We start from the raw sequence: 14,790 nt of genomic DNA on the forward strand, positions 1-14,790 counted from the left end.
AATTCCGAACACACCCCTCGTCGCGTTATGGGCGGTCTATATAAGGCCGACCATACGCGTCAGGCGGCGAAGTACTCCACGCCGGCTGCGAACAGTGGCTGGTCCTTCTCGCCGGGCACATTCACGAACGTGCCGTTGCTATAGCGCTCGGAGTGGCCCATCTTGCCGAACACGCGGCCGTCCGGGCTGGTGATGCCTTCGATGGCCAGCAGCGAGCCGTTCGGGTTCACGTCCAGATCCATGCCGGGAACGCCGCTCTCGTCTACATACTGCGTGGCGATCTGGCCGTTGGCCTTGAGCTGGGCGAGCACGTCGTCGGAAGCCACGAAGCGACCCTCACCGTGGGAGATGGCGATGGTGTGCATGTCGCCCACCTCGGTCTTCGCGAGCCACGGGGAGAGGTTCGATGCCACGCGGGTGCGCACCAGACGGCTCTGGTGGCGACCGATGGTGTTGAACGTCAGCGTCGGGCATTCGGCGGTCATCGGCACGATGTCGCCGTACGGCACCAGGCCAAGCTTGATGAGCGCCTGGAAACCGTTGCAGATGCCGAGCATCAGACCGTCGCGGTTGTTCAGTAGGTCGCGCACGGCCTCGGTCACTGCCGGGGCGCGGAAGAACGCGGTGATGAACTTGGCGGAGCCGTCCGGCTCGTCGCCACCGGAGAAGCCGCCGGGGATCATGATGATCTGGCTCTTCCTGATCTCCTCGACCAGCGCGTTGGTGGATTCGGCCACTGCGGCGGGGGTGAGGTTGTTCACGATGAGCGTGCTCACGTCGGCACCCGCACGTTCGAAAGCGGCGGCGGAATCGTATTCGCAGTTGTTGCCTGGGAACACGGGGATGATTACGTGCGGCTTGGCGACGCCGGTGCCGGTGTACACGGTCTTCTTCGGAGCCTCGAAGGACACGGTCTCGACGGTCTTGCCCTTCTCCTCGCCCTTGGAACGGTACGGGAACACGGATTCGATACCGCCTTCCCAGGCATCCTGCAGCTCGGCAAGATCCAGCGTCTCGCCTGCGGCCACGAACTGATAGTCCTCGGTGGTTTCGCCGACCTCGCTGACCTCGACCAGGTTGGACACGGTCGGAACCTTCGCGTTGTCAGCAAGCTCGATGATGAAGGAGCCGTAGGCCGGGGCGAACAGGTCGTCCACGGTGATGCCATCGGCCAGCTTCACGCCGATCTGGTTGCCGACCGTCATCTTGAAGATCGCCTCGGCACTTGCGCCGTAACCCGGCGTGGACACGGCCAGCGCGTCGCCGAAATCGGTAAGCTCCTCGACTGCGGAGAACGCCTCCAGCAGGCCATCCTTGTCCGGGGTGAGACCATCGGCCTTGTAATGCGGTGCGATGCGGATCACGCGGTGGCCGGCGCCCTTGAACTCGGGGGAGGTGGCGCGCTTCATGTTGCCCACCGCCACGGCGAAGGAGATCAGGGTCGGCGGAACGTCCAGCTGTTCGAACGTGCCGGACATGGAGTCCTTGCCGCCGATCGCGCCGGCGCCCAGATCCACCTGGGCCATCAGAGCGCCCAGCACGGCCGCCATCGGCTTGCCCCAACGTTTCGGCTCGTCGCGCAGCTTCTCGAAGTACTCCTGGAAGCTCAGGTACGCCTTCTCATGCTCGAAGCCGGCGGCGACCAGCTTCGAGAGCGATTCGACCACGGACAGGTAGGCGCCCGTGAACTGGTTCTTCTCCATGATGTACGGGTTGAAGCCCCATGCCATCGCGGATGCGGTGGTGGTCTCGCCGAACACCGGCAGCTTGGCGACCATGGCCATGTTCGGGGTCAGCTGCTTCCTGCCACCGAACGGCATGAGCACGGTGCCCGCGCCGATGGTGGAGTCGAAACGCTCGGAAAGGCCCTTGTTGGAGGCCACGTTCAGGTCGGTGAGCATGGTGTGCATGCGCTCGGCGAGGGTGCCGGTCTTCCACGGGGTGGCGTAGCCGTGCTGCGCCTCGACGTGCACCACCTGGTGCTTCGGAGCGCCGTTGGAGGCGAGGAATTCACGGGACAGATCCACAATCGTGTCTCCGTTCCACACCATCGTCATGCGCGGCTCCTCGGTCACGGTCGCGATGACCTCGGCCTCGAGGTTCTCCTCCCTGGCATAGCCCAGGAACTCGTCCACGTCCTCGGCGGCCACGTCGACGGCCATGCGCTCCTGCGATTCGGAAATCGCCAGCTCGGTGCCGTCCAGACCCTCGTACTTCTTCGACACCTTGTTGAGGTCCACGTACAGGCCGTCGGCCAGCTCGCCGACGGCCACGGACACGCCGCCGGCGCCGAAATCGTTGCAGCGCTTGATCAGACGGCATGCGTCGCCGCGGCGGAACAGACGCTGCAGCTTGCGTTCGACGGGGGCGTTGCCTTTCTGCACCTCAGCGCCGTCGAGCTCCAGCGATTCGACGTTGTGCGCCTTGGATGCGCCGGTTGCTCCGCCGATGCCGTCACGGCCGGTACGGCCGCCGAGCAGGATGACCTTGTCTCCCGGGGCTGGGGTCTCGCGGCGTACGTGATCGGCCGGAGTGGCGGCCACGACCGCGCCCACCTCCATGCGCTTGGCCACATAGCCGGGGTGGTAGATCTCGTCCACCTGGCCGGTGGCCAGACCGATCTGGTTGCCGTAGGAGGAGTAGCCCGCCGCGGCGGTGGTGACGAGCTTGCGCTGGGGGAGTTTGCCCTCAAGCGTCTTGGACACCGGTACGGTCGGGTCGGCGGCGCCGGTCACGCGCATGGCCTGGTACACGTAGGAGCGGCCGGACAGGGGGTCGCGGATGCAGCCGCCGATGCAGGTGGCCGCGCCACCGAACGGCTCGATCTCGGTGGGATGGTTGTGGGTCTCGTTCTTGAACAGGAACAGCCAGTCCTCGTCGTGGCCGTTCACATCCACCTTCACCTTGACGGTGCAGGCGTTGATCTCCTCGGATTCGTCGAGGTTCTTCAGAATGCCGTTCTTCTTGAGCCACTTCGCGCCGATCGTACCCATATCCATCAGGCACACGGGCTTGGCGTCGCGGCCCAGCTCGTGGCGCATCTCAAGATACTTGTCGAAAGCGGCTTGGACGGTGGCGTCGTCGATCTGGACTTCGTCGAGCTGCGTGCCGAACGTGGTGTGACGGCAGTGGTCGGACCAATACGTATCGATCACCTTGATCTCGGTGATCGTCGGATCGCGCTGCTCCTCGGTGAAATGCTCGCGGCAGAACTGCAGGTCGGCCAGATCCATGGCCAGGCCGCGGTCCTCGATGAACTGTTCGAGGTCCGCGTCGCTCATCGTGCGGAAGCCGTCGATGACCTCCACCTTGCCGGGCACCGGCACCTGGGTCTTGAGCGTGGTCTTCACATCCAGCGAGGCCTCGCGGGCCTCCACCGGGTTGATCACGTAATGCTTGATGGCCTCGACGTCGGCTTCGGACAGCTCGCCCTCCAGCGCGTACACCTTGGCGGAACGCACGGTCGGCCGCTCGCCCTGCGAGATCAGCTGGATGCATTCGCTGGCGGAATCCGCGCGCTGATCGAACTGGCCGGGCAGGTATTCCACGGCGAACACGGTGGCGCCGCCGAAATCGGGCAGGTCGGCGGACACGTTGTCCACCTGCGGCTCGCTGAACACGGTCGGCGTGGCCTTGGCGAACAGCTCCTCGCTGATGCCTTCCACGTCGTAGCGGTTGACGAGACGAACGTTCTTCAGGGCCGTGATGCCGAGGATGGTCTTGAGCTCATTGGCGAGCTGCTGCGCCTCGACGTCGAAGCCCGGCTTCTTTTCCACGTATACGCGAAAAACCATGGGTCAACTCCTTGAAAGGGGCTTTGAAAATTAACGGGTTGATGGGAAAACGTTTGGAAACGTTGAAACGTTGGAATGCTGAAAACGGATGCGAAACGACGCAGCCCGCATCCGAGCGGATACTGCGGATGCGGGCTGCACATACGTCATTCGGCGACTTCGATGCCTTCGGACTTGGCCAGTCCGGCCAGACGGCTTTCGATCTCCTCGTAAGCGGGGATGATGTCGCCCAGATCGCGGCGGAACAGATCCTTGTCGAGATGCTCGACCTTGCCGGAATGGTTGCGCTGATCCCACAGGCGGCAGGAATCCGGGGTGATCTCGTCGGCGAGCAACAGCGTGCCGTCGGAGGTGCGGCCCATTTCGATCTTGAAGTCCACGAGCTTGACGTCGATCTTGGCGAAGATCTCGATCAGTGCCTCGTTGATGCGGCGGGCAAGCGGGGCGATCTCGGCCAGATCCTCGCGGGTGCACACGCCGAGCGCCACCAGATCGTCGTCGTTCACGAACGGATCATGCAGTTCGTCGTTCTTCAGGAAGTATTCAAGCACCGGCTCCTTGAGCTCGATGCCCTCTTCGACGCCCAGACGGGAGCAGAAGTGGCCGGCCGCGGTGTTGCGCAGCACGATCTCGAGCGGGAACATGGTGACTTTCTTGACCAGCTGGGAGGTCTCGCCCACGCGGGCCACCAGATGGCTGTCGATGCCGCGCTTCTTCAGCAGATCGAAGATCAGCGTGGTGATGAGGTTGTTCAGCCTGCCCTTGCCGGCGAAATCTTCCTTCTTCTCGCCGTCACCTGCGGTAGCGGAGTTCTTGTATTCGACCCAGAGGACCTCCGGATCGTCAGTTGCGTACAGTTGCTTGGCTTTGCCCTCGTAGAGCTTCTCCAACTTCTCCATTACTCGCCTTTCCTGGTGTTTGGGAGGTAGATAGTTTGGTGAACTTGACGGTTACAAGATACCAACGGGAGGCTACATTGACGCGGTTTCCGGGCGCGTTCCGTCAGGCTTCCTCCGGTATCCGCCGACCGTCCGTCAGATGACGTCGATTTCGAGCGATTCGGCCACGTTCCCGGCTTTGGCGCGCGCGTCGGCCGCGTCGCTTCCGATGGCCAGGGCCACGGCCATACGGCGGTGCCCGTGCACTTCCGGTTTCGCGAAGATGCGCAGGTCGGTGCCGGGTTCCGACAAAGCGGCTGCGATGTTGTGGAATTCCGCTTCGCCATCTCCTTGGACGACGATCGCATGGCTCGCCGCGACGGTGCCTTCCGGAATCGACAGCGCGACATGCTCCTGCGTGACCGGCAGCCCGAGGATCGCGCGCGCATGTAACGCGAACTCGCTCAATCGCTGGGACATCATCGTGACCATGCCGGTGTCGTGCGGTCTGGGGGAGACCTCGTTGAACAGCACGGAACCGTCGGTCAGCACGAACAGCTCCACGCCGAACACGCCCCAGCCCTTCTCTCCGGAATCCTGGGCCTTCGCGACCAGCCCTTCCACGGCGGTGCGGGCGATATGCTGCGCCTGTGTGAGCACGCCTTGGGTAAAGGAGGCAGGTTGCCAAGATTCGCGATAGTCACCGCTTTCCTGACGCTGTCCGATTGGCGAGCATGTCACGATGCCGGCGCTGGAGCTGACCGTCAGCACCGTCAGCTCGTAATCAAGCGGTGCCAACGCCTCCACGATCACGCGGGAGACGTCGCCTTCGTCGTGCGCGCGCCGGCCCTCCTGCGCTTCAGTCCAGGCCGCGTCGATAGCGTCCGCGGAACGCACCACGGACTGTCCATGGCCCGAAGAGCTCATGATCGGCTTGACCACGCACGGATAACCGACGATTTCGGCGCCCGCGCGCAGCTCCTCCAAGGAACCGGCGAAGCGGTACGGGGTGGTCGGCAGGCCAAGCTCCTCATGCGCAAGCACGCGCAAACGTTCACGATCCATGCAGATCGCTGCGATTTCGGCGCTCGGAACAACCTGCGCGCCATGTTCCGCCGCGGCGGCGAGCTCCGAAGTGGCGATCGCCTCGACTTCCGGCACGATGATGTCCGGTTTGATTTCGTCGAACAGCGCGCGCAGTTCGGTGGCGTTGGCCATGTCGAGCACGCGGGCTTCGTGGGCCACCTGCTGGGCCGGCGCGCCCGCGTACGAATCGGCCGCGCACACCCATGCGCCGAGCCTCATCAGTTCAATGGTGACTTCCTTGCCCAGCTCGCCGGAGCCAAGGAACAGAACACGGGTCGGATGCTTGCCAAGCGGAGTGCCGAGGGCACGATTCTCTTCGTTCATGGCTCCTATTGTGCCATCGGCGTAGGATGGAACGCATGTCCGAGATTGAGAAGAACGAAACGCAACGCCCCCTGACCATCGCCATGGTGGTCGACACGTCGGGAAACCGGGGCAATGGAACCTCCAATTCGGCGTTGCAATGGGCCCAGGAATTGGAGCGCCAAGGCCATCATGTCCGTCTCGTGGGCATCGGAGCGCCCGAATATCCGGCACGCGTCAACCATGTGCCGCTGGTCAGCTGGGTGGCCAAGAAGCAGCAGATGCAGTTCGCCGAGCCGAGCGACACGCTGTTCCGCAAGGCGTTCGACGGCGTGGACGTGGTGCATATCTATACGCCGTTCCGATTCGGACAGCACGCCTGCAAAATCGCCAAGCAGATGGGCATAGCCGTCACCGCCGGATACCATGTGCAGCCGGAGAACATCACGTATTCCGCCGGTCCGTTGAAATACATCCCGGGCATCGATTCGTTCATCTACTGGCTGTTCGACATGTGGCTGTACCGCAAGATCGGACACGTGCATGTGCCGACGGAACTGGGAGCGAGCCTATTGCGTTCGCACGGCTACAAGTCGAAGCTGCATGTCATCTCCAATGGCTATGAATCACGGTTCACCGCGAAACGCCAGCGTGAGGCAGACGAGTCGGCGCCGGTGCCGTTCCGTATCGTCGCGTCGGGCAGGCTCACGAACGAGAAGAACCATGTCGCGCTGATTCGAGCGATTGCCCGCTGCCGGCACGCGCAGGACATCGAACTGACGATCGCCGGTACCGGTCCGCTCAAGAAGAAGCTTCAGCGCATGGCCGACCGTCTGTTGGCCCGTCCCGCCTCGATTGGCTTCCATAAGAACGCGGATATGCCGGCGCTTCTGCGTTCCGGCGATTTGCTGGTGCATCCGTCGATAGCCGATCTTGAATCGGTGAGCGTCATCGAAGGCATGGCGGCCGGTCTGGTGCCGGTGATCGCCTCGTCGACGTTGAGCGCTGCCAGCCAGTTCGCGTTGCTGGACGAATCGTTATTCCCTGTGAGAGACGTCGACGCGCTCGCCCGTCGTATCGATTGGTGGATCGACCATCCGGCGCAGCTCTCGCAGTGGGGCGCCACCTATGCCGAACATACGAAGACCAACTATTCGGTCGAATCGTCCGTCCGCAAGTTCGTAGAGATGGAACGGGAGGCGATCGCCGACAACCAGCGCTGATTGCCGGCGATCAAAGGCGGTCAAAGGCGACCGTCGGATTCTGTTGCCGTTTTACAGCAGCGCTATCAGCTGCTCCACCTGCTTGTCCGTGGTCGCCCAGCTGGTGCAGATGCGCATCACGGTATGCGCGTCGTCGGCCTTCTCCATGAAACCGAGACGCACGTGACGCTGCAGTCGTTCGGAGGTCTCGTTGTCGAGCGTGATGAAGATCTGATTGGTGGGCGCGTCGAACGTCAGCGTGTATCCGCGTTCCGTCAGCACCGCGCGGATGCGGTCCGCCGCCTCATTGGCATGGCGGGAGATGCGCAGGTACAGGTCATCGGTGAAGAGCGTGTCGAATTGCAGTCCCAGCAGCCAGCCCTTGGCCAGCAGCGCGCCATGCCGCTTGACAAGCGTCACGAAATGCTTCGGCATGTTGCCATGCGTGAACACCACGGCCTCGCCGAACATCGCACCCACCTTGGTGCCGCCTATGTAGAAGACGTCGGCGAGTCTCGCGATGTCCGCGAGCGTCACGTCGTTTCCGGTCGCCGTGAGCGCGTAGCCGAGCCGCGCGCCGTCGATGAACAGCGGCATGTCGTATTTCGTGCAGACCTCGCGGATCGCCTCGAGTTCGGCCAACGAGTACAACATGCCGTATTCGGTGGATTGCGAGATGTACACGCAGCCGGGGAACACCATGTGCGTGTAGTTGCCGTCCGCGTAGAACGTCTCGCAGTACGAGTCGAGTTCCTTCGCATCGATTTTGCCGTCATGGTGGGGGAGGGTGAGCACCTTGTGGCCGGTCGATTCGATGGCTCCGGCCTCGTGCACATTCACATGGCCGGTGTTCGCCGCAACCACGCCGGCATACTGAGGGGTGATGGAATCGATGATGACCTGATTGGTCTGTGTGCCTCCGACCAGGAAGAAGACCTCGGCGTCGGGGCGGCCGCATGCCTGCCGGATTTTGGCTTTCGCGCTTGCGCAGACGTCGTCGCTGCCGTAACCGGGATATTGGTTGTGTGCGGTTTCGGCGAGACGGGAGATGATTTCCGGGGTCGCGGCGCAGGAATAATCGTTTTCGAAAGACAGCATGCGCGTAGCCTCCTGTTGTCGCATGATTAGAAACATGCTGATTGGTGGAATGCCGTGGATAGCAAAAAACCTCGGACGATTTCCGAGGTTTTTCTTGCTGGGTGGCTAACGCGGCTCGAACGCGCGACCTTCTGAACCACAATCAGATGCTCTACCAACTGAGCTATAGCCACCATGTTCTCACTTCCATGTGGAAGCGCAACAGGTGAATACTATACACGATTTTCCGGAGATGTGCTCATCGGCGTGTTGCGTATTTCCATGCTCTGGCATTCCCGCACGTTCATTATGTGAACAGTGTGTTACGCGTCCGATGGGCTATTGCGTAGCTTATAAGCGATTTCAACTGAAGATGTCACAACGGGGTCGGCGGATTGCCGGCCCCGTTTGTTTTCCGGAACGGAAGACGGTGGCATATGAGAAAGAGAGAGGAACAATGCAGAAGGTCAAAGCCTTTGGTGATTGGCTCACCAAATGGTTCACCCTGATTGTGATCGTGTGGGCGGTTTTCAACTATTTCGTGCCGCAGACCAGTCTGTGGGGCAAGTCCTACACCGGCTATTTCCTGGGCATCGTGCTGTTCGGTATGGGTCTGACGCTGACGCTTGACGATTTCAAGCGTATCCTGACCCAGCCGCTGATGGTCATCGTCGGCACGGTGGCTCATTTTGTGATTATGCCATTGGTGGCTGTGCTGCTGTGCTGGATCTTCCGCCTTGATGGGCCGCTCGCCGTCGGCGTGATTCTGGTCGGTTGCTGCCCGTCCGGCACTTCGTCCAACGTGATGAGCTATCTGAGCCGTGGCGATGTGGCTCTTGACGTGTCCATCGGCATCCTGTCCACGCTGTGCGCGCCGTTCATGATTCCGTTGCTGATGCAGTGGCTTGCCTCCCAGTATGTGACCGTTCCGGTTCAGTCCCTGTTCCTGAACGCGGTCAAGGTCGTGCTTTTCCCGATCGCGCTTGGTGTGATCTGCCATGCGATCTTCAAGGAAAAGATCGAAAAGGTTACGGTGGCGCTGCCCATCGTCTCCCAGGTGGCCATCCTGCTCATCATCGGCGTTGTGGTGGCGGCCAATGGCCCGAAGCTGTTCGTGGCCTCTTCGCTGCTCGCCATCCCGGTGGTCATCCTGCACAATCTGTGTGGATACGCATTGGGCTTCGGCTTCTCGAAGCTTATGTACAAGGTGTATCCAAAGGGCTTCCGTTACGCCCAGCAGAAGGCCATCACCTTCGAGGTCGGCATGCAGGATTCCGCTTTGGGCGCCACGCTGGCTTTGAGCTCGTTCGCTTCCAATCCGCTGGCCGCCGTGCCGTCCACGTTCTTCAGCGTGTGGCACAACATCTCCGGTTCGGTGCTGTCCAGCTGGTGGCGTGAGCATGATGACAAGCATCAGATCCATCCGGATTCTGACAATGGCGAGAAGGGGTCCGCGACCAAGGATTCCACTGCCGTGGCTGTCGATAAGGGTGCCAAGGTGCCTGTCGACGACTAGTCGGTCGTTGATGTGTCCGCAGTCCCTGAACCGTGCAGAACGGTTCAGGGACTGTTGCGTTGTGATTGGTTTTAGCGTGATGATGTGCGGTTTTGTTATTTTGAACAGTAATGGACTGAGGTATTGGAAATATTGGGTTTGCGGGCTGTTTCGAACTTGCTAAATGTTCGTTTTGATGTATACTGAAAGTGAAGGCCGGAGTTGCGGATCGGTCGAGGATTCGTCAGGTCGCAACGAAGCGCCGATGGCCGTGAGGCCCATGCGCAACGCCTTCAAGATAATTGAAGATAGCGATTCGAGAGGGCGGCACAGGTTGTACGGCGAGGATGCCGGGCCGCACGATTTATGACGGGAATGCAGAATCGAGAAAACGAACGATACGCGCAAGGTGGCGCGTGAGGATTTGGTGGCTCCGACGTCGGGATGACGTCGGAGCCACTTTTTTGAATGTGAAATGTGATTTATAGGGCGATGTCGACTGCGACACGGGTGACATGTTGTTGTCCGACTGATCCGTATACTGGTAATTCGTGTGTGCCAACGGCATGCCTTATGTGACAGGCGTGTGGGTTGGGATATCCCGGAACTCGATTGAATCACGCGCAGCAATGCGGCGGTGGGAGAGTGATGGGCCATCGGGCCGGTGGACTGTGGCTATCTCTACGATTCATGTCGTTGGAGTGTGGGTGCAGTGCGGCGGTCACACGAAACCAAAAGAAACCACTGAATCGGAGAATTCAAGTTGCCTACTATTGAACAGCTCGTCCGTAAGGGACGCCAGGCAAAGCCGAAGAAGTCCAAGACTTTGGCACTGAAGGGAAGCCCGCTGCGTCGCGGCGTGTGCACCCGTGTTTACACCACCACCCCGAAGAAGCCGAACTCGGCACTGCGTAAGGTTGCCCGTGTGCGCCTGAGCTCCGGTGTCGAAGTCACCGCTTACATCCCGGGCGAGGGCCACAACCTGCAGGAGCACTCCATCGTGCTCGTGCGCGGCGGCCGTGTCAAGGATCTGCCGGGTGTTCGTTACCACATCGTTCGTGGCGCCCTCGATACCCAGGGTGTGAAGGATCGCAAGCAGGGTCGTTCCCTGTACGGAGCAAAGAAGGCGAAGTAAGAGATATGTCACGTAAAGGACCTTCCAAGAAGCATCAGCTGCTGCCGGATCCGATCTACGGTTCCACCGTTGTGGCACAGCTCATCAACAAGATTCTGCTTGACGGCAAGAAGTCGATCGCTGAGGACATCGTCTACAGCGCCCTCGATATGGTCAAGGAGAAGACCGACCAGGAGCCGGTCGCCGTTCTCAAGCGCGCTCTGGACAACATTCGTCCGTCCCTCGAGGTTCGCTCCCGCCGCGTCGGTGGCGCTACCTATCAGGTCCCGGTCGAGGTGAAGCCGGCCCGCGCCAACACCCTGTCCCTGCGCTGGCTCACCGACTTCTCCCGCGCCCGTCGCGAGAAGACCATGGCCGAGCGTCTGGCCAACGAAATCCTCGACGCCTCCAACGGCCTCGGTGCTTCTGTCAAGCGCCGCGAGGATACTCACAAGATGGCAGAGGCCAACAAGGCCTTCGCTCATTACCGCTGGTAATTAGTCAAGAACGAGAGTTAAGGAACACTCATGGCACTAGACGTGCTTACTAATCTGAACCAGATCCGTAACATCGGCATCATGGCTCATATCGATGCTGGTAAGACCACCACCACCGAACGTATCCTGTACTACACCGGCAAGAACTACAAGATCGGCGAGACCCATGATGGCGCCTCGACGATGGACTTCATGGCTCAGGAGCAGGAGCGCGGCATCACCATCCAGTCCGCAGCCACCACCTGCTTCTGGAATCGTCAGACCCACGACGTGAAGGACAAGTTCCAGATCAACATCATCGATACCCCTGGCCACGTGGACTTCACGGCCGAGGTGGAGCGCTCCCTGCGAGTGCTCGACGGTGCTGTCGCCGTGTTCGATGGCAAGGAAGGCGTGGAGCCGCAGTCCGAGACCGTGTGGCGTCAGGCCGACAAGTACGGTGTCCCGCGTATCTGCTTCATCAACAAGATGGATAAGCTCGGCGCCGACTTCTACTACTCCGTCGACACCATCAAGAAGAAGCTGGGTGCGACCCCGCTCGTCGTGCAGCTGCCTATCGGTGCTGAGAACGACTTCGCAGGCGTCGTCGACCTGATCCGCATGAAGGCCTACGTCTGGAACGACGTCAAGGATGATATGGGTGCTCACTACGACACCGTCGACATCCCGGCCGATCTGCAGGACAAGGCCGAGCAGTATCGTTCCGAGCTGCTGGACCAGGTCGCGGAATCCGACGAGGAGCTGCTCGAGAAGTACCTCGAGTCCGGCGAACTGACCGAGGACGAGATCCGCGCGGGCATCCGCAAGCTCACCATCAACCGTGAGGCCTACCCGGTGCTCTGCGGCTCCGCCTTCAAGGACAAGGGCGTGCAGCCGATGCTGGATGCCGTTGTCGACTACCTGCCGAGCCCGGAGGACGTGCCGTCCATCGTCGGTTTCGACCCGCAGGACGAGTCCGTCGAGATCGACCGCAAGCCGACCACCGACGATCCGTTCTCCGCACTGGTCTTCAAGATCTCCACCCACCCGTTCTACGGCAAGCTCGTGTTCGTGCGTGTGTACTCCGGCTCCGTCAAGCCGGGCGACACCGTCCTCGACTCCACCAAGGAGAAGAAGGAACGCGTCGGCAAGATCTTCCAGATGCACGCCGACAAGGAGAACCCGGTGGATGCCGCCGAAGCCGGCAACATCTACACCTTCGTGGGCCTGAAGAACGTCACCACCGGTGATACCCTGTGCGACGAGAAGGCTCCGATCTCCCTCGAATCCATGACCTTCCCTGATCCGGTGATCGAGGTGGCCGTGGAACCGAAGACCAAGGCCGACCAGGAGAAGATGAGCATCGCTCTGGCGAAGCTCTCTGACGAGGATCCGACCTTCCAGGTGAAGACCGACGAAGAGTCCGGTCAGACCCTGATCTCCGGCATGGGCGAGCTGCAGCTCGACATCATCGTCGACCGTATGCGTCGTGAGTTCAAGGTGGAGTGCAACGTCGGTAACCCGCAGGTTGCATACCGCGAGACGATCCGCAAGGCCGTCATGAACCAGGAATACACGCACAAGAAGCAGACTGGTGGTTCCGGCCAGTTCGCAAAGGTCCTGATGAACTTCGAGCCGCTCGACACCGAGAACGGCGAGACCTACGAGTTCGTCAACGAGGTCACCGGCGGCCACATCACCAAGGAATTCATTCCTTCCATCGATGCTGGCGTGCAGGAAGCCATGGAATCCGGCATCCTCGCTGGCTTCCCGGTGGTTGGCGTCAAGGCTACCGTCACCGACGGTCAGGTCCATGATGTCGATTCCTCCGAAATGGCCTTCAAGATCGCAGGTTCCATGTGCTTCAAGGAAGCTGCCCCGAAGGCCAAGCCGGTCATCCTCGAGCCGATCATGGCCGTGGAAGTGCGTACTCCGGAAGAGTACATGGGCGATGTGATGGGCGACATCAACGCACGTCGTGGTTCCATCCAGTCCATGACCGACTCCACCGGTGTCAAGGTCATCGACGCCAAGGTCCCGCTGTCCGAGATGTTCGGCTACATCGGCGATCTTCGTTCCAAGACCCAGGGCCGCGCAATGTTCACCATGCAGATGGACTCCTACGCAGAGGTTCCGAAGAACGTCTCCGAGGAGATCATCAAGGCCCAGCGCGGCGAGTGACACGCGCCGCCACTGAAGTGGAAACTGTCTCCAGTCAGCGCTAGTATTTTGTAGCGCTGACTGGGTTCGGGCTCCAAAGTGGCACAAACCCGTCAAACCCAGTAAAATGTAGCGAGTGCCTTGAAATGAGTTCAAGGCTTACTACGAGACGTCCAGGAGGACAAACACATGGCAAAGGAAAAGTACGAGCGTACTAAGCCGCACGTTAACATTGGTACCATCGGCCACGTCGATCACGGCAAGACCACTCTGACCGCAGCTATCTCCAAGGTGCTGCACGAGGAGTACCCGGATGTGAACCCGGAGTATGACTTCAACCAGATCGATTCCGCTCCGGAAGAGGCCGCCCGCGGTATCACCATCAACATCGCCCACATCGAGTACCAGACCGAGAAGCGTCACTACGCTCACGTCGACTGCCCGGGCCACGCCGACTTCGTGAAGAACATGATCACCGGCGCCGCTCAGATGGATGGCGCCATCCTCGTTGTGGCCGCCACCGACGGCCCGATGGCCCAGACCCGCGAGCACGTCCTGCTCGCTCGTCAGGTTGGCGTTCCGAAGATCCTCGTCGCTCTGAACAAGTGCGATATGGTCGATGACGAAGAGCTCATCGAGCTCGTTGAGGAAGAGGTCCGTGACCTCCTCGACGAAAACGGCTTCGATCGCGACTGCCCGGTCATCCACGTGTCCGCTTACGGCGCACTGCACGATGACGCTCCGGACCACGAGAAGTGGGTTGAGCAGATCAAGAAGCTCATGGACGCCGTCGACGAGTATATCCCGACCCCGGTCCACGATCTGGACAAGCCGTTCCTGATGCCGATCGAGGATGTCTTCACCATCTCCGGCCGTGGCACCGTGGTGACCGGCCGTGTCGAGCGTGGTAAGCTCCCGGTCAACTCCAACGTCGAGATCGTCGGCATTCGTCCGACCCAGACCACCACCGTCACCTCCATCGAGACCTTCCACAAGCAGATGGACGAGTGCGAGGCTGGCGACAACACCGGTCTGCTGCTCCGTGGCATCAACCGTGACCAGGTCGAGCGTGGCCAGGTTCTGGCTGCTCCGGGCTCCGTGACCCCGCACACCAAGTTCGAGGGCGAAGTCTACGTGCTGACCAAGGACGAAGGCGGCCGTCACTCGCCGTTCTTCTCCAACTACCGTCCGCAGTTCTACTTCCG

At 61.0% G+C, this 14,790-nt stretch carries 10 protein-coding genes and 1 tRNA gene; 6 read left to right on the plus strand and 5 right to left on the minus strand.

What is annotated here, in order from left to right:
- Positions 1-59: 59 nt before the first annotated feature.
- The 3 genes from ACR0P8_RS06720 to purT all read right to left on the minus strand — a co-directional run bounded on the left by ACR0P8_RS06720 (position 60) and on the right by purT (position 6,082).
- Positions 60-3,794 carry a phosphoribosylformylglycinamidine synthase gene (locus tag ACR0P8_RS06720; RefSeq protein ID WP_432624362.1) on the minus strand — a complete coding sequence of 1,245 codons (3,735 nt, stop codon included), beginning with the start codon at positions 3,792-3,794 and terminating at the stop codon, positions 60-62.
- Between the two features lie 146 nt (positions 3,795-3,940).
- Complete coding sequence (purC, locus tag ACR0P8_RS06725; protein WP_432624363.1) at positions 3,941-4,693, minus strand: phosphoribosylaminoimidazolesuccinocarboxamide synthase; 753 nt, start codon at positions 4,691-4,693, stop codon at positions 3,941-3,943.
- Positions 4,694-4,828: 135 nt separating this feature from the next.
- Entirely contained in the window at positions 4,829-6,082 is a 1,254-nt protein-coding gene (gene purT / locus ACR0P8_RS06730; RefSeq protein ID WP_432624364.1) for a formate-dependent phosphoribosylglycinamide formyltransferase, read from the minus strand.
- A 26-nt stretch (positions 6,083-6,108) separates the two neighbouring features.
- On the opposite strand from purT, the gene ACR0P8_RS06735 reads away from it, so the two are divergent.
- On the plus strand, positions 6,109-7,284 hold the full coding sequence (locus ACR0P8_RS06735; protein ID WP_432624365.1) for a glycosyltransferase: 1,176 nt from the start codon (positions 6,109-6,111) through the stop codon (positions 7,282-7,284).
- A gap of 51 nt (positions 7,285-7,335) precedes the next feature.
- Here the strand turns inward: ACR0P8_RS06735 and ACR0P8_RS06740 are convergent, their stop codons facing one another.
- On the minus strand, positions 7,336-8,361 hold the full coding sequence (locus ACR0P8_RS06740; RefSeq protein WP_432624366.1) for a threonine aldolase family protein: 1,026 nt from the start codon (positions 8,359-8,361) through the stop codon (positions 7,336-7,338).
- A gap of 100 nt (positions 8,362-8,461) precedes the next feature.
- Positions 8,462-8,534: transfer RNA gene (locus tag ACR0P8_RS06745), tRNA-His, on the minus strand.
- Between the two features lie 263 nt (positions 8,535-8,797).
- On the opposite strand from ACR0P8_RS06745, the gene ACR0P8_RS06750 reads away from it, so the two are divergent.
- From ACR0P8_RS06750 to tuf, 5 genes are all read left to right on the plus strand, one after another.
- Positions 8,798-9,856: a bile acid:sodium symporter family protein gene (locus ACR0P8_RS06750; RefSeq protein WP_432624367.1), complete on the plus strand. Its 1,059-nt coding sequence runs from the start codon at positions 8,798-8,800 to the stop codon at positions 9,854-9,856.
- A gap of 742 nt (positions 9,857-10,598) precedes the next feature.
- Entirely contained in the window at positions 10,599-10,970 is a 372-nt protein-coding gene (rpsL, locus tag ACR0P8_RS06755; RefSeq protein ID WP_003808601.1) for a 30S ribosomal protein S12, read from the plus strand.
- 5 nt (positions 10,971-10,975) lie between these two features.
- Positions 10,976-11,446 carry a 30S ribosomal protein S7 gene (gene rpsG / locus ACR0P8_RS06760; protein ID WP_003836460.1) on the plus strand — a complete coding sequence of 157 codons (471 nt, stop codon included), beginning with the start codon at positions 10,976-10,978 and terminating at the stop codon, positions 11,444-11,446.
- A gap of 30 nt (positions 11,447-11,476) precedes the next feature.
- Entirely contained in the window at positions 11,477-13,606 is a 2,130-nt protein-coding gene (fusA, locus tag ACR0P8_RS06765; RefSeq protein ID WP_432624368.1) for an elongation factor G, read from the plus strand.
- A 168-nt stretch (positions 13,607-13,774) separates the two neighbouring features.
- The coding region (gene tuf, locus ACR0P8_RS06770; RefSeq protein ID WP_432624369.1) for an elongation factor Tu at positions 13,775-14,790 on the plus strand (1,016 nt) is incomplete at its 3' end.

The sequence above is a fragment of the Bifidobacterium sp. genome (assembly GCF_050874245.1).
In the GTDB taxonomy this organism is placed as follows: domain Bacteria; phylum Actinomycetota; class Actinomycetes; order Actinomycetales; family Bifidobacteriaceae; genus Bifidobacterium.

Coding starts and splice junctions, on each gene's coding strand:
- ACR0P8_RS06720 (WP_432624362.1), bottom strand. CDS start 3,794: ATGGTTTTTCGCGTATACGTGGAAAAGAAGCCGGGCTTCGACGTCGAG.
- purC (WP_432624363.1), bottom strand. CDS start 4,693: ATGGAGAAGTTGGAGAAGCTCTACGAGGGCAAAGCCAAGCAACTGTAC.
- purT (WP_432624364.1), bottom strand. CDS start 6,082: ATGAACGAAGAGAATCGTGCCCTCGGCACTCCGCTTGGCAAGCATCCG.
- ACR0P8_RS06735 (WP_432624365.1), top strand. CDS start 6,109: ATGGAACGCATGTCCGAGATTGAGAAGAACGAAACGCAACGCCCCCTG.
- ACR0P8_RS06740 (WP_432624366.1), bottom strand. CDS start 8,361: ATGCTGTCTTTCGAAAACGATTATTCCTGCGCCGCGACCCCGGAAATC.
- ACR0P8_RS06750 (WP_432624367.1), top strand. CDS start 8,798: ATGCAGAAGGTCAAAGCCTTTGGTGATTGGCTCACCAAATGGTTCACC.
- rpsG (WP_003836460.1), top strand. CDS start 10,976: ATGTCACGTAAAGGACCTTCCAAGAAGCATCAGCTGCTGCCGGATCCG.
- fusA (WP_432624368.1), top strand. CDS start 11,477: ATGGCACTAGACGTGCTTACTAATCTGAACCAGATCCGTAACATCGGC.